The following is a 21,228-nucleotide window of genomic DNA, read 5'->3' on the forward strand; positions in this document are numbered from 1 at the left end:
CCAACTGAACTACCGCTGCACTATAAGTGTCTCAACTTTGAAAGAAGCTTGGTGGGCGCTGACGGGATCGAACCGCCGACATTCTGCTTGTAAGGCAGACGCTCTACCAACTGAGCTAAGCGCCCTTTCAAATCGACTTCATCGCTTGATGAGGTGCATTATAGAGAATCTTCACAGACTGTCAAACGCTTTTCTGACTGTTTTCTGCTTTTTCGGTGTGAGTGATTAAAAAATAGGTTGATTGTTAAAAAAAACAACACTTTTTGTTTATTTTTTAAGTCTATACCGATTTTTTAAGAATACTCTCTAAAACTAAAAGCCGGATTTTTACGGTTTTACTCATGAAAATTGAGACCTGAACATGCAACAGACTTCAGTATTGCTGAAAGATTATACAAAGCCCAGCTAACCGCAACGTTGTGATCCTGTAATCTTTATTTTAAGAGCTTGCAGCCCTGTAAAAACAAATCGATGACTTTTATTGGCGGGCTATAAATCATGTTTCTAAGTCTATTTGTCTGTAAAAGTAGAGTGAGTAGAAGATCTATGCCCTCTTTACTTTTACATCTATAAATAAAAGATATTTCAATTAATTTTAAATCAACCGTAAATCTTCTTAGGTCATTTAAACAGTCAGATTCAGAGGCTGTTCTGAAATATAGACCAGCGCATCTTCGCTCACCAGTTCAAACAGCTCGGCCACATCCGTATTCCGCATGCGGATACAGCCATGGGACATTGGAATACCCATCGGCTCAGAATCAGGCGTACCATGAATATAGATATAACGTTGGTAAGTATCACAACCTTCGCCCTGGTTGAAGCCTTCTTCAAGCCCACTTAGCCATAAGATCCGGCTAAGAATCCAGTCTCGCTGCGGGAACTGCTGTGCCAGTTCTGCATTATAAATTTCACCAGTTGCTTGACGGGCAATAAACACACTGTTTAATGGTGCCTGCTGGCCAAACTTTTCAGCGACTTTATGCCAGCCACGAGGCGTCTTGCCACTATTTTCTGTTTCACCAATGCCATTCTTACCCGTAGAAATCAGGTACTGCTTATTATATTTTGGCAAATATAGTTTTTGTTGGGCGAGATCAATCAGGATTTCTGCCTGATACAGCTGCAAATGGCTCATTACTTCTCTTTCTCTGTCTTGATGATTTCTAGTTCTACTTTCTTTGTGGCCATGTGTTCTGGATGGATTATGTCCTGAACCGGTTCAGGCCGACGCCATAACCAGATCGCCACAATCAGCATGGTCACATCAGTAAAGATTTTGACTGCCAACGGTGCTGTCGTAAACAACATGATAATACCACTGATGAACATCATGATACTGGCCAGCCATTTGGCCTTGCGTGGCACAGTACCATTGGTACGCCAAGCTCTTAAAGTCGGACCATATTTTGGATGATTTAGCAGCCATGCATCCATCTGTGGCCAGCCTTTGGATGCCGCCCAAGCCGCCAGAATTAAAAATACTGTTGTTGGCATGCCGGGCAAGATTGCGCCGATAAAACCCAGTACGACAAATAGTACGACCAGGCTTCGCCAAAACAATATTTTCATAAATCGATCCTACCCACAAAATTAGGGGTAGTATAAAGTGTTTTTAAAATCTGTCCGTTGTATTTGTGCACTTTTCACAGGATGTGCTATGCCCTTTTCCAGTCTAAATCACAATCTTGTAGAAGCATGGCAATATTATCAGCATCCTTTGGTGCGGCAACTGGCCTTTGCTGTTGGCAGTCCAAACCTTCTGTCTCAAATTCCAGCCGAACTTAAAGTCGTCCATGCTTTCGAATTACATGATTCTGAGACTTGGCAACATCACCTGCAAAATTATCATCCACGTCTGAAATATTTAGACCAGCATCCAGAAGAGCTGGAGCAATTCGTGCAGCAGCTTAAAAGCACCCGGTTGGGTCTACGTTTTGAAATGCTGGTCTGGTTCTGGCTGCTAGATGATGCTTATCACCCTTATAAACTTTTAGGCCATAGCATTCAGAAAATTGACGGTGCTAAAACGCTAGGTGAACTGGATTTTCTGTTACTCAATACAAAGACAGGCCAGACTGAACACTGGGAAGTGGCGCTGAAATACTACCTCGCAGAAGCCGATTTTAGCCTGCCAAACTGGTATGGCCTAAACCGTACCGATACTTTAATCCGTAAAATGAAGCATTTTACCCAGAAACAGTTTCAGTTTGATGAGGCTCTGGATCAGCAGATTGAGCAGCGTTTCTGCATGTTAAAAGGCCAGCTTTATCTTCCAGTGCATCGTGCAGATCAGACATTGCCTGGCTGGGTCAATACCCAACGTCGCATAGGCTTATGGGGCCAGCAGATTCCCGACCCAGCGGCTAATTTCTATCGTTTGCAGCGCCATGAGTGGATTTATCCTAATGCTCAGATCAGCAGTTCAAGTCCCTATTGGTGGACAAATGGACTTTATAAAAAGGCTGATCAAGAGGATTTTTATATGTATCGCAGCCCGCTTTTACTCCCCTTTCCTGCGCATAAACCCTTTTAAAACATTACATTTATTAACCGAAGCACTATGAAAACCACATATTTTTTATGTCGTATATTTTCTAATCTTAGTTCCACATCATAATAATTTTATTATCGATAATACGGAGATGATGATGAAAAAAATTCTTGCTGCTTCATTGGTAATGGCTTTTGTTTTAACTGGCTGTAACACTGTCAAAGGTGTGGGTAAAGACGTTTCTAAAGCAGGCGAAGCTGTAACAGGCACTGCAGAAAAAACTTCTGAAGAAATCCGTCAAAACTAAACTCTTTCTAGCTTCTCCACAAACCCTATCTCAGATAGGGTTTTTTTATGTGGAACATTCACATTACAGGCCATATTCGCCTATCATAGAGCCGACAAATTTATCGACTTATGAATTCACCATATGACATCTTCCGCGACTCTTGATTTAAGCCTGCAATTATTACGTCAGCCTTCTGTGACCCCTATTGATCATGACTGCCAGAACATCATGGCAGAACGTTTGAAAAAGGTGGGTTTCGATATTGAATCAATGCGTTTTGAAGATGTTGATAATATTTGGGCGCGTAAAGGTACTGAAAGCCCTGTTTTCTGTTTTGCTGGCCATACCGATGTTGTGCCAACCGGCAACCTGGATGCCTGGAACTCTGATCCTTTTGCGCCAGAAATTCGTGATGGTAAGCTTTATGGCCGTGGTAGCGCCGACATGAAAACGGCTTTGGCTGCGATGGTCGTAGCTACTGAACGTTTTGTCGAAAAATATCCGAATCATAAAGGTTCGATTGCCTATTTGATCACTTCAGATGAAGAAGGTCCATCGATCAATGGTACGGTAAAAGTGATTGAAACCCTAGAAGCGCGTAATGAGAAAATTACCTGGTGTCTGGTAGGTGAACCTTCGAGCACCAATAAACTGGGTGATATTGTTAAAAATGGCCGTCGTGGTTCATTGAATGCCAATCTAACTGTGAAAGGCAAACAGGGGCATGTGGCTTATCCGCATCTTGCTGTGAATCCAATCCATAAAGCGTCTAAAGCCATTGCCGAACTGTGCGAAACAGTCTGGGATAATGGCAATGAATACTTCCCTGCGACGTCTTTCCAGATTTCAAATATCAATGCCGGTACCGGTGCAACCAACGTTGTTCCAGGCATCATGAATCTACTCTGCAACTGGCGTTATTCAACTGAAGTGACTGCTGAAGAACTAAAAGCACGTATGCTTGAAATTCTGGATCGTCATGGTGTGGATTATGAGATTTCATGGACTTTATCTGGCCTGCCATTCCTGACACCGGTCGGTGAGCTGGTGAATGCCGCTAAAGATGCCATTTTAACGGTGACTGGTACTGAAACTGAATTATCAACTTCAGGCGGCACCTCAGATGGTCGTTTTATTGCGCCTACCGGTGCACAGGTGCTGGAACTCGGTGTACTGAATGCCACGATCCATCAGATTAATGAGCATGTCGATATTGCAGATCTTGAACCACTGGCTGAAATTTATGAGCAGATTCTGGTGAACCTGTTAGCCAATTAATCACCAGATGTAAAAAAAGGAACTCTTATGAGTTCCTTTTTTTATACATTCAAAAGAATTATAGACCAATTGAAGACTGGATATGGCTCATTTGCGGGATGTGAAATAACTGATCCCCCATACGTACATACTGGAATACTGCTGGGTCAGTCACTTGCTGATCGGCATCAACCACCTCAGAAATACGCAGACGAATGGTTTTCGGCATTTCATTGCACATCAGGGCAAAACGCTGATGCACCTCATCTCCTTCAATCACCAGCGCCACACCACTTTTACGTGTTGGATCATTAACTGCATAAACCGGTAATTGCGCATCATGCCATTCAACCACTTTAACCTGGGTATCACTATCCAGTGCAGACAGGACAATATTTTGTGGTAACAGCATTGGATCTTTGCCGTGACAGTCAATGATATAAGCATCAATAAATCCGGTAGATACCGTAATTAAATGCTGAAGTTCCTGCTGGCTAATCTGATCAGCCATTTTGGCATTAGTCGTATTCTGACTCATTTATAACCCCTGTTTTTCAGCAATTAACTGTTGAATATTCGCCAGTAATTCAGCTTCCTGGAACGGTTTACCCATGTAGTGGGTTACGCCCAGACTGAAAGCACGTTCACGGTGTTTTTCACCCGTACGTGAAGTAATCATGATAATTGGCAAGTCGCGGTGAATATCGTGGTGACGGACCAGGTTCGTGACCTCGAAACCATCCATACGTGGCATTTCAATATCCAGCAACATCAGATCCGGACGGACATTTTCAAGCTGTTCAATCGCATCCACACCATCTTTGGCGGTGACAATATCATAGCCCTGACGCTCAAGCAGACGCGAGGTCACCTTACGAACAGTCACCGAGTCATCCACGATCATTACCAGACGGCGAGCATTGCCAGAACGTGAACCATCACGTTGATCCTGCATGTGTTTGACACGCTGCGTACCATGGATCTGACGGGCAATATTCTGACCATCTAGAATCAGACAGACCTGACCATCACCAAGAATCGTCGCACCGGTCACTACACCAATATTGGCGAACTGGTGGCCAATTGGTTTCACCACGATCTGTGCACGTGAACCGACAAGTTGATCGACTAACAAGGCAATGGTTTGACCACTGTTGCCTTTAATCAGTAATACTGGCAGTGAATGCGCCACATTATTCAGACGTGGAATTGGCTGATTCGATACGAACTCAGACAGGTAACGCAATTTGTAATTAACGCCATCAATCTTGAAGAAATCATCTTTACTGTTGAAATAAGTTTCCAGAGTAGATGGTGCAATACGTACAATACGGTCGATTTGTGCCAGAGAAACGGCATATTGTTGATCGCCCACTTTTACCATCAAGGCATCGCTAACTGCTACAGTCGTCGGTACGCGAATGGTGAAGGTTGTACCTTTGCCTACTTCAGAGCTGACAGATACGTGACCGCCCAGCGACTTGATCTCGCTTTGTACTACATCCAGTCCGACGCCACGACCTGAAATCTGGGTTACAGATTTAGCAGTACTGAAGCCTGGATGGAAAATGAATTGCAGTAGCTCTTCCGAATCCAGGGTCTGATCTTCTTTGATCAGGCCTTGGCTCAGTGCTTTCTCACGAATCTTCTCAGCATCGATACCTTTACCATCATCACTAAATGAGACGATGACATCTGTACCCTGACGGCTGATATTTAACAGGATTGAACCGACTTCTGGTTTGTTCAAGGCAATACGATCTGCTGTATCTTCCAAACCATGGTCAATCGCATTACGCAGCATATGCTCGAATGGCGTTACCAGACGCTCCAGAATATTACGGTCTAATTCACCTTCACTATTCTGAACAATCAGTTCGGCCGGACGGTTCAAGGTCGTAGACGTCTGACGTACGATACGTTGTAAACGTGGCAACATCCGATCAAACGGTACCAGACGGGTACGCATCAGGCTTTCCTGAATCTCGGCCTGAATCCGTGATTGTTGTAATAACAAACCTTCAGTTTCACGAATCTTGTCAGATAGAGTGCTCTTGAAGTCAACCAAGTCCGAAGCAGATTCCGCAAGCGACTTGGACAACTGGTTCAGTGACGAATATTGGTCCATTTCCAGCGGGTCAAAGTCTGCATAACGCGAGTTGTCTGAACCGTGTTTGGCAATAATTTGAGATTCCAGCTCGCCTTCCATTCGGCGCAACTGATCCGCCAGACGCTTGATTGCCAGTTCCATCTCGTTCAGGGTATTGCCAAGTTGGCCTAAGTCCATCTCGATACGCGAACGGTTAATCGCATTCTCACCTGACAGGTCAATCATCTTCTCAACCAGATCAGCAGAGATACGGATCATCTCGTGGCTGGTATCGGTATTACCGGTATCGACCCACTCACCCATCATACGTGGTGGCTCAGTACCATCACCTTCGACAAACTCGAAGCTATTTTCAGTGACCAGCGTTTCTGTTTTAGCCAGACGTTCCGGCAGCTGCGCAGTAACATCCACATAAGCAATCTTTTTCAGACTGCTTTGGATCTGTTCAAAATTGCTATAGTCACGCTGGAAGATAGCTTGTCTTAACCAGGCCAGTGTTTTTTGCAGCAAGCCATCATAAGCATTCGAGTTAAAGTGATATACCGCAAACTGTTCGAATGTGGTTTCTAGTTCATACGCAATGCTGGCCACCTGTTCGTTTTCAATCATGCGCGCACCACCCTTGATACTGTGGGCAGCACGTTGTAATTGAAGCAATAAGCTACGGTCACTACGTTGATCAAACCATTGGTTCAGCAGTTTTTCGGTATTGTCGAGAATCTCTTCTGATTCTTCCAGGAAGGTTTCTTCAACAATCGACTTCAGTTCGTCTTCTTCAGAACGTTCTTCTGCTACAACCTCAACGGGCTCAGTCAAAGTTTCTGTTTCAGTCAGCTCAACTTGTTTATCTTCTAAGTTTAGAGTTGGTTCTAGATCTGAACTTGTGTTTTTTGATGCAATCTCTTCCGGTGCTTCATCTGCTGTCTCTTCAGATTCAGTAGTAGCTCCTGCATATTCAAACTCGACAACAGGAATTGATGCTTCTACCGGAGCCGCAACAGCTTGACCAGCCACCAATGCCTGAATATTTTGCAGAATCGAAATTGCTTCAACCGCTGGATAATCGATACCTTCATCACGGATCGACTGGATACGGTCAGAAACGTTATCTTGCACCAGACGAATGATTTGAATCAGAGCAGGCGTTACTGCAATCTGCTGACGGATGATTCGCTCATAAATACTTTCCAGTTCGTGCGAAATCGAACCGATATGAGAAGCGGTAATCATGTTTGCACCGCCCTTCAAGGTGTGCAAATGACGCATCAGATTGTTAAGTGAAGTCGTATCATCCTGCTTTTTACTCCAGGTATTCAGATCTTCATCAATACCTACCAGTAATTCATCCGCTTCTTCCAGGAAGATATTCAGTAGATCCTCATCGAAATCACGCTGAGTTTCTGCGCTGTCGATGTACTGGCGGTCAGAGGCAATACGCTGACTTAAAGCAGCAAAGTCAATGCTGGCTGTGGTTGCAGCTTCAGGAATAGAAATTTCTTCTGATACTTGCTCAGCAGGGACATTGTCTTCGGCAAAGATTTCCAGATCCTGCTGTACGAATGCAGCAAGTTCACTCAAGGTTTTTTGCGTATCATCATTTAAAATGACACGCTGGCCTGCTGCCAGGGTATCGAATAAATGAATGAATTCCTGATGTGCCTGGGCAAACAGCTCATAGGCATAATCGCTGTTCAGCAGTACCGGTTTTTCTAGTAAGGCATCATAGGCAGATTTTAAATCTGTCGTAAACTCATGAATACCCAGTGCGGCACGGTTATCTGTATGTGCAAGCAGCTCGGCAGCCTGCTCGCTTAAAGCCTGAATATATTCTGGATAATCGACTTTAGCGCGTTTATCGAATTCAAACTCGGCATCCAGTAACAGGTCAATCTCCAGTTCAACCAGCTTGGTTACCAGACCTTGGGTTTCAACTGTTTCCGCTTCAGTGGCTGCGAAGCCATAATCATTCCAGACACGCTCAAAATTCGCATACACTGCTGCCAGTTTGCTGCTATCACCCTGACGTAACAAATGCAGATAGTCGCTGACAAATTCAGCATACTGAATTAATACAGCAGTTTCTTTTGAAGTGGATGCAATTTCATCCTGAAGCAGTGTTTTAAACAGATGTTCTACTTTAGAGCTAGCCTCGAAGATTTCTTCGATCTGTGCCATGGACGAACTGCCGCGCAAAGTATGAATAGCACGAATCAATGCATTATAATCCTGCACTTTTTCATTTTCGCTATGCAGGAACTTGGCAATCGTTTCGAGATGCTCTTCGGCTTCCTCGATAAAGATTGCTACGGTTTCTTCTACATCACTGCTTGCAGCATCTTCAGTTTCGGCTTTTTCAAGCTCAAATTCTGTTGTGCTTATTTCTATTGCTGCAATTATATCTTGATCTTCAGCCGAATCACCTAGCTCAAGACCTGTGATCTGGCCTTCGGCAGTCAGACTGTCTGCCAGTTGCAAGAGTTCTTCTAAAGCCGGCTCAGGTGTCATTTGTTGTTGTAATTGCTGACCTAAAAGCACGACTGGACGCAGGTCAACATCGAGTTCCTGCACCTGTTTGAATTTTGGATATAAAGTGAACTGGTAAATATTCAGTACAGCTTTGGCATACTGTTGAATCGTAGGCGTTAACTGGATTGAACCTGAAAGTACCCGATTTAAGGTATCTTCCACTGCCCAAGCAATTTCACCCGCAGATTTAGCCCCCACCATACGGCCTGAACCTTTCAGGGTATGAAAATGGCGGCGAATGGTTTTCAGGTTTTCCTGATGAGCCGAATCACTCAACCATTCTGGAAATAAAGCATTTAACTCAACGAAAATCTCTTCGATTTCCTCGACAAAAATTTCAAGAATTTCTGCATCTTGATCAAGATAACTGTCTTCAGGAAGCGTTGTCGTTTCAACTAAATTTTTTAATATTTCTTTCATAGCTAATGCTTCTTACGTTGTGCCGCCAAGAAGGGCGCTCAAACTTAATTGTGACCGTCACGCGAGACCTAACCTTATGTAGTCAAGTCCATCTTGTCGAGGCTTTATCTGTATTTCTGAATGTGCCTCAACCTAGGTTAAGGCACACTCCCCTCATACTTTCTGACTTTATTCTGGTAGTTTAAAGTCAGATACAGATTCACGTAATGCATCGGCCATGTTCGCCAATTCAGATACCGAACGTGCTGTATCGAAGGTTGCACTCGTAGTTTGTGAAGTAATTTCCTGTACGACATTCATCGTGGTCGCAATATGACCCGCAGATGCAGACTGAAGTTTCGCAGCATCGGAAATGTTCGCAATCAGTTTTGCCAGGTTATTCGATACCGTTTGAATCTCATCCAGTGCCACACCGGCATCTTTAGACAGGTTCGCACCACGTACAACTTCGGCTGTGGTTTGTTCCATTGAAATTACGGCTTCGTTGGTATCCGTTTGAATGGTTTTTACCAGGCCTTCAATCTGTTTGGTTGCAGATGCAGAACGTTCCGCAAGACGCTGGACCTCATCCGCTACCACGGCGAAACCACGACCAGCTTCACCCGCCATCGACGCCTGAATCGCTGCGTTCAAAGCCAGGATGTTGGTTTGGTCGGCAATATCGTTAATCAGGGCTACGATGTTACCAATTTCTTGTGAAGATTCACCCAGACGTTTAATACGTTTAGAGGTTTCCTGAATCTGTTCACGAATCGTATCCATACCTTCAATAGAACGGTGTACAACGTCTGCACCATTTGCAGCAATTTGTACTGAACGTTCCGCAACGACTGCAGATTCTTCCGCGTTGGCAGATACCTGGTCAATGGACATTGCCATTTCGTTAATCGCAGCAGATGCACCCGCAATCTCTTGTGCCTGGTGTTCAGATGCTTCAGCTAACTGGTTGGTAATGCTTTGAGTTGTCGCTGTATATTGCGCAACTTCCTGAGAAGTTTCGGTAATACGAGATACCAAGTCACGTAACTGGTCGATCGCGAAGTTAATCGAGTCGGCGATCGCACCGGTAAAGTCTTCCGATACTGTTGCATATGAACGTAAGTCACCATCCGCAAGGTCGGCAATCTCGTCTAGTAAACGTAAAATCGCATTCTGGTTACGGTCATATTCTTCTTGAAGACGGGTTACACGCTGTTTGTCCGATGCACCACGTAGGGTTAACAGGCGGAATACACACAGTAGGAAGCCGATCAATAACAGAATTAACAGTACCGCTGGAACGATTGTTTTCAGACCAGAGTTACCAGACAGTTTGTTTAGGTTATCTAGCAGGGCATCCGATTGCGAGAAAATTGACGCAGATGCCTGACGTACTTTTACGATTTGCGCAGAGTTTTTCAGGATTGTCGCAGATGCTGATTGAAGTACATCATCATATTCCGCTTTGATGCCTTCCAGAGACTCGCGCAGGTTTGGATCAGTAATACGTTGTACACCCAGTTCAGCAGAACCGTTTAACTGTGCATTTAAGTATGAACCGAAAGTTTCGGTATCGGCACTGAAGTCGTCCGCTGATTCACGTGAACCGTCGTTACCAGTCAATACCAAGCTGATCGAACGTAAAATACGTTCCGCAATGAATACCTGGTTTTTCGCAATGACCACCTGGTTAGACGGCATGTCTTGACGCGCCATCTGGTCGACCATCAAGTTATATTCAGCCTGAATCCCCGGTATGGCTTCACCAATTGCGATGTTGGTGTCATATAACTGGTTAATGATTTTTTGTTGCGATGCAATCAGGTCAATACTAGAAGACACTTCTGTCCACTGTTTATCTACTGCTTGCAGTGCCTCATTATTGGAATGAATATTTTTTACAATCTCAAGGTTTTCCGCAAAAGCTTTTTGAGAATCTGTCAGTTCTTTCATCGCTTCAGGTGTACCAGAAGCCGTTGCTTCAGTCGCCTGACGAGAAATGGTTTGTGAAAGCAGACGTAAATCACCCAGACTTTGTGTCAGCTGGTTAGCACGTGGCACACTGTAGAAAAGATACAATAAAGTGATGGTTGCCGCTAACAGACAGCCGGCTGCGCCATAAATAAACGGTTTAGACTTTTCACTATCACCAAATACACGTGACAACTGGTCTGTTTGTGATTGAATCTTGGATAAAAAAGTATTGCCACTTTTGCGGCTACCTTCACCTGTATTTTTCTTTTTAAGTTTAAAGCCCATGCAGCCTCTCCCCGATTTACGTCTTTATTACTTTCGTGCGCGACGTTTAATTTATAAATTTTATAGATGCGTTCATAAATTTTGGATTTTGCAACAGACGACTGAATAAGAACACATGCCATTGCTGGTTATGCTGGTGGAAAAATCCCTGACAGTATTCTTGTAAGTTATTATCCAATTCAGTAGTTTTAGAAAAAAAACTTTTCTTATTAAAATGTTGTATACCCAAAACTTGATCAACGACCAAACCGACATATTGGTCATTATGGTGAATACATAATACTTTTTGAGTCGGTGAAAACTGGCTACTCTGTCCTGATACATATTGAGTCAAATCAGAAACTGATAATAACCTTCCCCGAATATTGGCCAATCCTAACACCCATGATTGAGTATTAGGAACTAGCGTATATTTTGGAGGATAGATCACTTCGGATACTTCCCCCAGCGGGGCAACAAAATATTGCCCCATCATCTCAAAAGCAATGCCTGACCATCGGTTGACTTCATTTTCATTAGAAACGTAGTTTTTATTTCCCCGTTTCGCAATGCGAAGCAATTCGATAAATCCATTTGCTGCCATAGAGCTTATCCTGCGTTGAGGTGGTGCTTAATCACTTCAATCAACTGTTTTTCATCTACCGGTTTTGTAAGATAATCTGCGGCACCCTGACGTTTACCCCAAACGCGGTCAGTGGCCTGATCTTTGGTACTTACAATTACAATCGGAATATGCTTGGTGGTTGCACCACGTGCGATTTGACGTGTTGCCTGGAAGCCATTCACGCCTGGCATGACCACATCCATCAATACCAGATCTGGCAACTCAGCCTGAGCCATGGTTACCCCATCTGCACCATTGGATGCTTCAATCACCTCAAAGCCATGTTTAGAAAGAATCTCTCTAAAACGGAATGTTTCTGTCGGTGAGTCATCTACGATTAAGATACGCGCCATGCCAATTCCCCTAAAAAATCAATTATTAAGCACTAATATGGTTACGGATTGCATTAAGCAATTCATCTTTACTGAAAGGTTTAGTCAAGTATTCATCCGAACCAACAACACGACCTTTGGCCTGATCAAATAAGCCATCTTTACTCGAAAGCATAATCACAGGAATATTCTGATAATTTTGAGAGTTTTTAATCAACGCACAAGTTTGATAACCATCTAGACGAGGCATCATGATGTCTACAAATACGATATCTGGATTGGCTTCTGCGATTTTTGATAAAGCTTCAAAACCATCTACCGCAGTCACGACTTCATATCCTTCGCGCTGTAGAAGAGTTTCTGCTGTACGACGAATGGTCTTTGAGTCATCAATGACCATAACTTTTAGATTTTGGAATTTATCGTCCATTTTGACCCTTCCCATTTTAGAAACGATGCGCCATAAGGCTCATAGGATTATTTTATTACGATCGATAAACATTTTTAACACAAATCCACTTGTATTATCAATGAACATTTTCTACACAAGTGTGCAAAAATAGCGGATTTCATCAACCATTTCACATTTTTATTTTGTCATTGCTTTTTTTTTGACTGACGGTAGTTTTTAATTCGTGAGTTTGAGTCTAATATAGCATTATTATTACTTTAAAATAAGTAATTTAGTCAACTTTCAATTGGGGAGCCAATGATGAGTCAGTTTTCAGAAAAACTTGCTTTCATTGATAAAAATAAAATGACTGGCCAATTCATATTTGCAGTGACACTTTTTCTTCAGGTCACCATTTCATATGCCTCAACTAACCAGCCACCAAAAGCCACCTGGTATCGCTATTATGATAATAAAGGCGTGGCCAATATCAGCACTAACGTTACCCCCAACCATATCCGCTATGGCTATGAGGCACTTGACCAGAATATGCAGGTCATTAAACGTGCACGTCCTTATAATGTCGATAAAGATATTAAACAGGCGCCGCAACGTGCCCAGCAAGCCCAGCGCATCGCAGAAGATCAAAAGCTGAAACGTGCCTATACCAATAGCCATGTTGCTCTACAGAAAAAGAATGAAAGTCTGAGCCAACTGAAGAAACAGATTGCCTTTCAGCAAGAGCAGATGAAACAGTTGCAGCAAGACCGGGTCATGTTTGTACGCCAAGAACGTGAATATTTACGTAAAGGCAATAATCCCCCGGCCTCTTTAAAAGCCAACCTTGAAAACAACCAGAAAAACCTGATTTCTCAAAAAGAAAATATTCAATCTTTACAAACTCGCTATCGAAATATGGAAGCGGAATACGACAGAATTATTGCCCGTTTAAAAGCACTTGAATAAACACAAATAACTTGTTGTTGCTTTAAACGACCACAAGTGAAAAGGATTAATATGCCATTTGCACAGCATTTTCATATTTCAAAGACCTCTTCTTCGCGCTCTGTATTGATGATGAGTGCACTTTGCTTAAGTCTTTTTCTAAGCGGCTGCAATAAAAATGAATCTACACCGCAAGCCGAAAGTCCAAAAACAATTGAACTGATTCCTCAGGATCTGGTTGCCGTAAAGACAGGTACTTCAATCCAGAAATCCGCATTTACCGGTACTATTCGCGCAGTCAACCAAAGCAGTATTCAGGCGCAGGTTTCTGCCACTGCCACCAGTGTTAATGCTCAGGTCGGTGACAATGTAGCTAAAGGTCAGGTACTGGTTCGCTTAAATAATCAGGATAATGCCGCACGTCTGGCTCAGGCCCGTGCCAATCTGGCATCTACCCAGGCACAGGCTAATCAGGCGCGCAACATGATGCAGCGCAAAAAGCGTCTGCTCGACCAAGGCTTTATCTCTAAAGTTGAATATGAGCTAAGCCAGGTTGACTATCAGGCCCAGATTGAAAATGTCCGCGCACAGCAAGCCAATGTCGATATTGCCGTAAAAGCCGATCGTGATGGCATTATCACTAGCCCGATTAGTGGCGTGATCACTCAGCGTCAGGTTGAGCCCGGTCAAACCGTGGCGATCGGACAAACCCTGTTTGAAATCGTAAATCCAAATCAACTGGAAATTCAGGCCCGTGTCCCGAGTGAGATGCAGGCCAGTCTGCGTTTAGGCAGCAAAATTGAATATCAGATTCAGGGCAATCCAAATACGTATACCGCTGCTATTAGCCGGGTGTCTCCAATTGCCAATCAGGCCAGTCGGCAGATTGAATTCTTCGCCAGACCGAATGAAAGTATTCCCTCTTTAAGTATTGGCTCTTTTGTTGAAGGCAATATTCTGAGTTCTCAACAAGTTTCTGGTCAGATTATTCCCCTCGATACCGTTCAGGATATCCAGAATAAACCTTATGTCTGGGTTATTCGCCAGAACAAAATTATTAAAGTGAATGTTCAGGTTCTGGAACAGCGCTATAACCAGAATACTGCAGTGATCCAGGGTCTGGAGACAGGTGATCAGGTCAGTCGCATTCCATTTACTGAGGCAGATCTCAACAAGCCAGTGACACTGCGTTCCAACTAATCAGACAGGATCATTAATATGTGGTTTACCCGAATTAGTGTGAAGTATCCCGTCTTCACCATTATGATGATGTTCTGTTTGATGGTGCTTGGACTAGCTTCCTGGCAGCGCATGGGTGTAGAAGAATTTCCGGATGTCGACTTTCCCTTTGTGGTGATTTATACCAGCTATCCAGGCGCTTCTCCAGAAACCGTTGAATCGGAAATTACCAAAAAACTTGAAGACCAGATCAATACTATTTCTGGTTTAAAACAGGTAATTTCACAATCCAGTGAAGGCCTGTCGATGATTACGGCCGAATTCAATCTGGAAGTTCCTTCTACCATGGCGGCACAGGATGTCCGTGACAAAATTGCCTCAGTCACCGCCGAATTCCGTGATGAAATTCAGGAACCGGTTGTCGAGCGTTATGATCCGACTGCCAATGCAATCATGTCGATCGTATTTGAGTCCGACAATATGGATTTAAAGGCACTGAGTTCCTATCTGGATCAGCGCATTGTTCCACAACTACGAACTGTTCCGGGAGTAGGTACAGTCAACCTTCTTGGTGATGCACAGCGCCAGATTCGCATTCAGGTTGAACCCCAGAAACTGCAAGCTTTTGGTATCGGCGTGGATAGCGTCATTAATACTCTGAAATCTGAAAATATCGAAGTTCCGGGCGGTACATTAAAATCTGGCAACTCGGAACTGGTGATTGAGATCAATTCCAAAGTGCTACATCCCCTCGCCTTTGGCGATTTGGTGATTGCCAATAAAAATGGTGCACCGATCTTTCTGAAACAGGTCGCAGAAATTGAAGATAGCCAGGCAGAACTTGAAACTGGTGCATTTCTGGATGGTAAAGCTGCAGTTGCAGTTGACATCCTGCGTAGCTCTGATTCTAATGTCATTGAAGTTGTAGACAGTACTTACAAAACCCTTGAAAGCCTCAAATCCCAACTGCCACAAGGAACCACCTTAAAAGTTGTGGTAGATTCTTCAAAAAGCATCCGCGGCACCATTGGTGATGTGGCGCGTACCATTATCGAAGGTGCAGTTCTTGCTGTCCTAATTGTTCTGTTATTTTTAGGTTCTTTCCGCTCAACGGTCATTACTGGCCTCACTTTACCGATCGCTTTGCTCGGAACTTTGACCTTTATCTGGGCTTTTGGTTTCAGTATTAACATGATGACCTTATTGGCCCTGTCTTTAAGTATCGGTTTGCTGATTGATGATGCAATTGTAGTACGGGAAAATATCGTACGGCATACCGATATGGGTAAAGACCATGTCACTGCTGCACTGGACGGAACCAAAGAAATTGGTCTTGCTGTTCTGGCAACAACATTGACAATCGTCGCGGTCTTCTTGCCTGTTGCCTTTATGGGTGGAATTATTGGGCGTTTCTTTTATCAGTTCGGTGTGACGGTGAGTACCGCCGTTCTGATTTCCATGTTTGTCAGTTTTACTCTGGATCCAATGCTATCTGCACATTGGGCAGAAAAGAAAAAAGATCCCAATAAAAAGCCGGGCCGAATCAAACGCTTCTTTAACTGGATTTCAGGCAAATTAGACAATTTAAGTCATGTTTATGAAAAGCTATTGAAACTGGCTTTACGCTTTAGGTTCATTACCATTGTGATTGCAGTGGCATCTCTGTTTGGCGCTTTAGCACTCTCGAAACTGATTGGTACCGAGTTTGTACCTGTCCCGGATAAGGGTGAAATCCGGATCAAGTTTGAAACCCCAGTCGATGCTTCACTGGAATATTCACAAGCCAAACTGCAACAGGTCGATAAAATCGTACGTCAGCATCCTGATGTACGTGCAACTTATGGCGTAATTAATGGTGTGACCGATCGCGGTAAAAATCATGTCAGCTTACGTGTCACTGTAACTCCGCGGACTGAACGTGAGAAAAGCTTGAATGATCTCAATAATGAATTCCGTCAACGTTTACAATCTGTGGGCGGCATTACCATTACCTCAGTTGCTTCCGCGGATGAAACCGTATCGGGTGGTCAAAAGCCGATTATGATCTCAATCAAGGGCCCTGATTTGAATGAACTACAAAAGATTTCCGATCGCTTTATGGTCGAGATGGCTAAAATTGATGGCATCGTCGATCTGGAAACATCCCTCAAAGAGCCAAAACCGACCTTAGGTGTACAGATCAATCGCGTTCTGGCCAGTGATCTTGGTTTGTCAGTCAATCAAATTGCCAATGTAGTTCGCCCATTGATTGCCGGCGATGATGTCACCACGTGGCAGGATGAAAAAGGTGAAACTTATGATGTTAACTTACGCCTGACCGAAGACCGGCGCACCCTGCCGAGCGATCTGCAAAATATGTATATCACTTCATCTAAAATGGATGGCAATAATCAGCCGATTTTGATCCCGCTTTCTAGCGTTGCTAATTTTGAGGAAAAACTGGGAGCTTCTCAAATTAATCGTCGTGACCTGGCGCGTGAGGTGCTGGTTGAAGCAAATACCTCTGGACGCCCTGCAGGTGACATCGGTACTGACATTAGCAGACTTCAGGATAATTTCGACATGCCACCGGGTTATAGTTTTGATACCCAAGGTGCCAATGCAGATATGGCAGAATCCGCTGGTTATGCGTTGACTGCGATTACCCTGTCGATTGTATTTATTTATATTGTGCTGGGTTCACAGTTCAACAGCTTTATTCATCCTGCTGCCATTATGGCTTCATTACCTTTGTCATTAATTGGTGTATTCCTGGCGCTGTTCCTGTTTAATTCGACCATGAACCTGTTTTCGATTATCGGGATTATTATGCTGATGGGTCTGGTAACCAAAAATGCGATTCTGCTTATCGACTTCATCAAGAAAGCCATGGATCGGGGTGAAGCCCGTTATGATGCGATTCTGAATGCCGGCAAAACCCGTTTACGTCCAATTCTGATGACCACCAGTGCCATGGTCATGGGAATGGTGCCGCTCGCTCTGGGCTTAGGTGAAGGTGGTGAACAAAGTGCACCGATGGCACATGCCGTGATCGGCGGGGTAATTACCTCCACCCTGCTGACATTGGTCGTGGTTCCAGTGATTTTCACTTATTTGGATGACCTTAAGAATTTTATGCTGCGCCAAGCCCGTAAAATCATGGCATAATTTAAACCATCACAATGAGGTGACATTCACGAATGTTCACCTCATTTTTTATTGTATAATCTCTGCTTTAACGCTTAATTTTTTAGGACAGTTTCCATGCGCGCGAGTCGCTTTTTATTTGCAACGTTGAGAGAAACCCCGAACGATGCTGAAATTATTTCACATCAGCTGATGCTTCGTGCCGGTATGATTCGTAAGTTGGCTTCAGGTTTGTACACCTGGCTGCCGATGGGCGTTCGCGTATTAAATAAAGTTGCAGCGATCGTTCGCGAAGAAATGAATAACGCGGGTTCACTCGAAGTCTTGATGCCTGTGACTCAACCAGCTTCTCTTTGGGAAGAATCTGGTCGTTATGTGCAATACGGTCCTGAACTATTACGTTTTAAAGATCGTCATACCAATGACTTTGTGCTTGGTCCAACACACGAAGAAGTGATCACTGATCTGGCACGTAATGAGCTAAAAAGTTACAAACAATTGCCTGCAAACTTCTACCAGGTTCAAACCAAGTTCCGAGATGAAATCCGTCCTCGTTTTGGTGTAATGCGCTCACGTGAATTCATCATGAAAGATGCTTACTCTTTCCATGCGGATCAGGAATCTCTGCAAGAAACTTACGATAAAATGTACGAAGCGTACTGCAAGATCTTTACCCGTTTAGGTCTGGATTTCCGTCCAGTACAAGCGGATACCGGTTCAATCGGTGGTTCAGGTTCACACGAATTCCACGTCTTGGCTTCAAGTGGTGAAGATGATATCGCATTCTCAACTGAATCTGATTATGCGGCTAACATCGAAATGGCTGAAGCGATTCTGGTGGGCGATCGTGCTGCTCCAACTCAAGAACTGAAAGTGGTTGATACCCCAAATCAAAAAACGATTGCTGATGTATCAAGCTTCCTTGGCACTGACCCTGCACATTCAGTGAAGGCATTACTGGTTCAAGGCGTTGCAGCTGAAGAAGGTAAAGCAGCTCCTGTCGTTGCCCTGTTCCTTCGTGGTGACCATGAACTGAATGAAATTAAAGCCGAAAAGCATCCAAAAATTGCTGCGCCTTTGGCTTTTGCTACTGAAGCTCAACTTGCTGAACTAGGTTTGACTGCTGGTTTTGTAGGTCCACAAGGTTTAGTAGAAAAAGGCCTAACAGTGATTGTTGACCGTGCTGCTTCTGTACTTTCTGACTTCGTCGCGGGTGCAAATGAAGCAGACAAGCACGCAACTGGCGTGAACTGGGAACGTGATGCGCAGTTTAGCGAAGTTTATGACCTGCGTAATGTGGTTGAAGGCGATCCTTCTCCAGATGGCAAAGGTACACTTCAAATCAAACGTGGTATCGAAGTGGGTCATATCTTCCAGTTAGGCAAAAAATATTCTGAAGCTTTAGGTTGTAAGGTCTTAGGTGAGGATGGCAAACCATTCACTGTAACCATGGGTTGTTATGGTATTGGTGTGACACGTGTCGTAGCATCTGCAATTGAACAGAATTACGATGAAAAAGGCATCATCTGGCCGGCTGCGATCGCTCCATTTGAAGTAGCAATTGTGCCAATGAATGCGCATAAATCACCTCGCACTTTAGAAGCTGCTGAAAGCTTATATGCAGAACTGCAAGCTGCTGGTTTTGACGTACTGCTTGATGACCGTAATGAACGTCCAGGTGTGAAATTCTCTGATCTTGAATTGACTGGTATTCCACATCGCATTGTGATTGGTGAAAAAGGTCTGGATGCAGGTACTTTTGAATATAAAGGTCGCCGTGATGCAGAATCAGTAAATCTTTCGAAAGAAGAACTACTGGCAAAATTGCTAAATAATTTTTTCTGAATCAATAAAAAATCCCGCCTAGAGCGGGATTTTTTATATGTCTGAATTAGCAGAACTTATGTCCGCCAAAGCAGTTTGAGGTCACATTCTGGTTCTGTAGCAGCTTATCCATTAAGGTTAAAGTTGCAGGAGTACCATCTACATAGTTAGTAAATTTACCTACATCAATATTCAATTTACGTACCACCGCGACATTCGCCAGAGACCCTAGAGCCTCACCCACACTGACATCGATCAAGTTTTCAGGTCGTAAAAGAAATTCAGAAATAGCAGTTGCTACCTGAGGTAACACGAATGAAATATCAACTTCATCTGTAGTTTTTAATACACCCAGTTGAATCGGGTCTTTAAAAGATAGCCACCAACCTGGTTTGGCAATATCAGCCGCGTCCGCACCTTGCCAATGCACATTCTGACTCTGTAAAGACAAATAACCGCCTGTACCATTTAATGGAATATTATGGATCATATTTAGAGCCTGAACAAAGGTGATGTCCATATTCAGGTTATCCAGACTTGAACCAGCACCCATTTGAAAGAAAGAATGTGTTCCTAAATTAAGAAGTCCAATTAATGGATCAAACTCTACATACAGCTTATCTTTTGAAAAATCTGGTGTACCAATCACATCATTTGGCAAAGTTGAACCCGTTAAAGCCTTTGCTAATGGAATCGAAGCAATAGTAGAACGGATATTACTTACAGTCGCTGACTTTAAGCGTTGCCCAGTCACGACAGTTTCTGGCATAGTAAAGTCTACCCGCATGGAAGGCACTGTAATCCCGGTATGGCCATCAGCACCTGGCTTACTGGTGAAAGTACGTGTTTGTCCTAAAGCCTTTAGATTCCCTGAGATTTTTTCATCATTTGCAATACCAAAGGTTCCCGCTTTTGTAACAGACTCACCAGTGGTTTGCGCCATTTTCATATAACCACTAAAACTTTTGAGGCCATCATTCGGATTTTCAACGTTGTCAGTTCCCATGGTTAAGAGTCCAACAATTTTATCTGCACCTAGACGGAAACCGACCACTTCTCGGGTAGAGGCACTTCCACCATTTTTAATTGCAAACTCAACAAAGGGATTACTCACACTGGCACTGGTATTAGCACGGTCGTCTGAAAAGACAGGGTTACCTTTATCATCAAGGCTGGTATTTAAGCCACTCAAAGCCAAGTTAGAAATATCAATATCACAACCATTGGTATTCCCAATACTGTTATTAGTTCCACCACAACCGAGCTGCAAAGTTTTGATATTAATGTTCAATTCCATTAAAGCTTCAATACTTAGCTTATGGAAGTTAATCCCTTGTGATGAATCATAAGCATTTTCCAAATTTAATAATGCCTGTGCATCAACTGCCGATAAAGCCTCATCGTCTAAGGCTGTCATAGCCATCGCCTGTTGAGTAAGGCCCATTAAAGTGACAATCAAGCTATTCAATATTATTTTTTTCATGAAATCATCC

General features: G+C 43.6%; 16 protein-coding genes and 1 tRNA gene. 7 read left to right on the forward strand and 10 right to left on the reverse strand.

Going from position 1 to position 21,228, the window contains the following annotated elements; genetic code table 11:
- Positions 1 to 49: 49 nt before the first annotated feature.
- The 3 genes from B3J29_RS01265 to B3J29_RS01275 form a co-directional block, all read right to left on the reverse strand.
- Positions 50 to 125: transfer RNA gene (locus B3J29_RS01265), tRNA-Val, on the reverse strand.
- Positions 126 to 625: 500 nt separating this feature from the next.
- Positions 626 to 1,138 (reverse strand): cell wall-recycling L,D-carboxypeptidase ElsL, encoded by a 513-nt coding sequence (elsL, locus tag B3J29_RS01270; RefSeq protein WP_175968028.1) that lies wholly within the window; start codon positions 1,136 to 1,138, stop codon positions 626 to 628.
- A complete protein-coding gene (locus tag B3J29_RS01275) occupies positions 1,138 to 1,572 on the reverse strand; it encodes a YbaN family protein (protein WP_175968029.1) in 435 nt (144 codons plus the stop codon). The genes elsL and B3J29_RS01275 overlap by 1 nt, the downstream gene beginning before the upstream one ends.
- An 88-nt stretch (positions 1,573 to 1,660) precedes the next feature.
- Here B3J29_RS01275 and B3J29_RS01280 point away from each other — a divergent pair, with 88 nt between their 5' ends.
- The 3 genes from B3J29_RS01280 to dapE all read left to right on the forward strand — a co-directional run bounded on the left by B3J29_RS01280 (position 1,661) and on the right by dapE (position 4,061).
- Positions 1,661 to 2,536 carry a DUF1853 family protein gene (locus tag B3J29_RS01280; protein WP_175968031.1) on the forward strand — a complete coding sequence of 292 codons (876 nt, stop codon included), beginning with the start codon at positions 1,661 to 1,663 and terminating at the stop codon, positions 2,534 to 2,536.
- A gap of 115 nt (positions 2,537 to 2,651) precedes the next feature.
- Complete coding sequence (locus B3J29_RS01285) at positions 2,652 to 2,801, forward strand: entericidin A/B family lipoprotein (RefSeq protein WP_004784975.1); 150 nt, start codon at positions 2,652 to 2,654, stop codon at positions 2,799 to 2,801.
- 123 nt (positions 2,802 to 2,924) lie between these two features.
- Positions 2,925 to 4,061 (forward strand): succinyl-diaminopimelate desuccinylase, encoded by a 1,137-nt coding sequence (dapE, locus tag B3J29_RS01290; RefSeq protein WP_034170117.1) that lies wholly within the window; start codon positions 2,925 to 2,927, stop codon positions 4,059 to 4,061.
- Positions 4,062 to 4,119: 58 nt separating this feature from the next.
- Here the strand turns inward: dapE and B3J29_RS01295 are convergent, their stop codons facing one another.
- The 6 genes from B3J29_RS01295 to pilG all read right to left on the reverse strand — a co-directional run bounded on the left by B3J29_RS01295 (position 4,120) and on the right by pilG (position 12,700).
- Positions 4,120 to 4,578, reverse strand: a complete 459-nt coding sequence (locus tag B3J29_RS01295) for a hypothetical protein (RefSeq protein ID WP_175968033.1) — start codon at positions 4,576 to 4,578, stop codon at positions 4,120 to 4,122.
- Positions 4,579 to 9,096: an Hpt domain-containing protein gene (locus B3J29_RS01300; protein WP_175968035.1), complete on the reverse strand. Its 4,518-nt coding sequence runs from the start codon at positions 9,094 to 9,096 to the stop codon at positions 4,579 to 4,581.
- Positions 9,097 to 9,264: 168 nt separating this feature from the next.
- Complete coding sequence (locus tag B3J29_RS01305; RefSeq protein ID WP_175968037.1) at positions 9,265 to 11,334, reverse strand: methyl-accepting chemotaxis protein; 2,070 nt, start codon at positions 11,332 to 11,334, stop codon at positions 9,265 to 9,267.
- A gap of 46 nt (positions 11,335 to 11,380) precedes the next feature.
- Positions 11,381 to 11,917 carry a chemotaxis protein CheW gene (locus B3J29_RS01310; protein ID WP_004784984.1) on the reverse strand — a complete coding sequence of 179 codons (537 nt, stop codon included), beginning with the start codon at positions 11,915 to 11,917 and terminating at the stop codon, positions 11,381 to 11,383.
- Positions 11,918 to 11,922: 5 nt separating this feature from the next.
- Positions 11,923 to 12,291 carry a response regulator gene (locus B3J29_RS01315; protein ID WP_004784985.1) on the reverse strand — a complete coding sequence of 123 codons (369 nt, stop codon included), beginning with the start codon at positions 12,289 to 12,291 and terminating at the stop codon, positions 11,923 to 11,925.
- Positions 12,292 to 12,316: 25 nt separating this feature from the next.
- Positions 12,317 to 12,700 (reverse strand): twitching motility response regulator PilG, encoded by a 384-nt coding sequence (pilG, locus tag B3J29_RS01320; protein ID WP_004784987.1) that lies wholly within the window; start codon positions 12,698 to 12,700, stop codon positions 12,317 to 12,319.
- Between the two features lie 282 nt (positions 12,701 to 12,982).
- Here pilG and B3J29_RS01325 point away from each other — a divergent pair, with 282 nt between their 5' ends.
- The 4 genes from B3J29_RS01325 (at position 12,983) to B3J29_RS01340 (ending at position 19,756) form a co-directional block, all read left to right on the forward strand.
- Positions 12,983 to 13,627 (forward strand): hypothetical protein, encoded by a 645-nt coding sequence (locus B3J29_RS01325; RefSeq protein WP_034170199.1) that lies wholly within the window; start codon positions 12,983 to 12,985, stop codon positions 13,625 to 13,627.
- Between the two features lie 51 nt (positions 13,628 to 13,678).
- Positions 13,679 to 14,806, forward strand: coding sequence for an efflux RND transporter periplasmic adaptor subunit (locus B3J29_RS01330; protein ID WP_175968039.1), 1,128 nt, complete (start codon positions 13,679 to 13,681; stop codon positions 14,804 to 14,806).
- An 18-nt stretch (positions 14,807 to 14,824) separates the two neighbouring features.
- Positions 14,825 to 17,932 (forward strand): efflux RND transporter permease subunit, encoded by a 3,108-nt coding sequence (locus B3J29_RS01335; RefSeq protein ID WP_175968041.1) that lies wholly within the window; start codon positions 14,825 to 14,827, stop codon positions 17,930 to 17,932.
- A gap of 96 nt (positions 17,933 to 18,028) precedes the next feature.
- On the forward strand, positions 18,029 to 19,756 hold the full coding sequence (locus B3J29_RS01340; protein ID WP_175968043.1) for a proline--tRNA ligase: 1,728 nt from the start codon (positions 18,029 to 18,031) through the stop codon (positions 19,754 to 19,756).
- A 46-nt stretch (positions 19,757 to 19,802) separates the two neighbouring features.
- Here B3J29_RS01340 and B3J29_RS01345 read toward each other — a convergent pair whose 3' ends face one another.
- Positions 19,803 to 21,218 (reverse strand): hypothetical protein, encoded by a 1,416-nt coding sequence (locus B3J29_RS01345; RefSeq protein WP_104425850.1) that lies wholly within the window; start codon positions 21,216 to 21,218, stop codon positions 19,803 to 19,805.
- Between the last annotated feature and the right edge of the window lie 10 nt (positions 21,219 to 21,228).

This window comes from Acinetobacter sp. UBA5984 (genome assembly GCF_002429925.1).
Taxonomy (GTDB): Bacteria; Pseudomonadota; Gammaproteobacteria; order Pseudomonadales; family Moraxellaceae; genus Acinetobacter; species Acinetobacter variabilis.

What these genes read in the sequence shown, in the direction of transcription:
- elsL (WP_175968028.1), bottom strand. Translation starts at nt 1,138, where the DNA reads ATGAGCCATTTGCAGCTGTATCAGGCAGAAATCCTGATTGATCTCGCC.
- B3J29_RS01275 (WP_175968029.1), bottom strand. Translation starts at nt 1,572, where the DNA reads ATGAAAATATTGTTTTGGCGAAGCCTGGTCGTACTATTTGTCGTACTG.
- B3J29_RS01280 (WP_175968031.1), top strand. Translation starts at nt 1,661, where the DNA reads ATGCCCTTTTCCAGTCTAAATCACAATCTTGTAGAAGCATGGCAATAT.
- B3J29_RS01285 (WP_004784975.1), top strand. Translation starts at nt 2,652, where the DNA reads ATGAAAAAAATTCTTGCTGCTTCATTGGTAATGGCTTTTGTTTTAACT.
- dapE (WP_034170117.1), top strand. Translation starts at nt 2,925, where the DNA reads ATGACATCTTCCGCGACTCTTGATTTAAGCCTGCAATTATTACGTCAG.
- B3J29_RS01295 (WP_175968033.1), bottom strand. Translation starts at nt 4,578, where the DNA reads ATGAGTCAGAATACGACTAATGCCAAAATGGCTGATCAGATTAGCCAG.
- B3J29_RS01300 (WP_175968035.1), bottom strand. Translation starts at nt 9,096, where the DNA reads ATGAAAGAAATATTAAAAAATTTAGTTGAAACGACAACGCTTCCTGAA.
- B3J29_RS01305 (WP_175968037.1), bottom strand. Translation starts at nt 11,334, where the DNA reads ATGGGCTTTAAACTTAAAAAGAAAAATACAGGTGAAGGTAGCCGCAAA.
- B3J29_RS01310 (WP_004784984.1), bottom strand. Translation starts at nt 11,917, where the DNA reads ATGGCAGCAAATGGATTTATCGAATTGCTTCGCATTGCGAAACGGGGA.
- B3J29_RS01315 (WP_004784985.1), bottom strand. Translation starts at nt 12,291, where the DNA reads ATGGCGCGTATCTTAATCGTAGATGACTCACCGACAGAAACATTCCGT.
- pilG (WP_004784987.1), bottom strand. Translation starts at nt 12,700, where the DNA reads ATGGACGATAAATTCCAAAATCTAAAAGTTATGGTCATTGATGACTCA.
- B3J29_RS01325 (WP_034170199.1), top strand. Translation starts at nt 12,983, where the DNA reads ATGAGTCAGTTTTCAGAAAAACTTGCTTTCATTGATAAAAATAAAATG.
- B3J29_RS01330 (WP_175968039.1), top strand. Translation starts at nt 13,679, where the DNA reads ATGCCATTTGCACAGCATTTTCATATTTCAAAGACCTCTTCTTCGCGC.
- B3J29_RS01335 (WP_175968041.1), top strand. Translation starts at nt 14,825, where the DNA reads ATGTGGTTTACCCGAATTAGTGTGAAGTATCCCGTCTTCACCATTATG.
- B3J29_RS01340 (WP_175968043.1), top strand. Translation starts at nt 18,029, where the DNA reads ATGCGCGCGAGTCGCTTTTTATTTGCAACGTTGAGAGAAACCCCGAAC.
- B3J29_RS01345 (WP_104425850.1), bottom strand. Translation starts at nt 21,218, where the DNA reads ATGAAAAAAATAATATTGAATAGCTTGATTGTCACTTTAATGGGCCTT.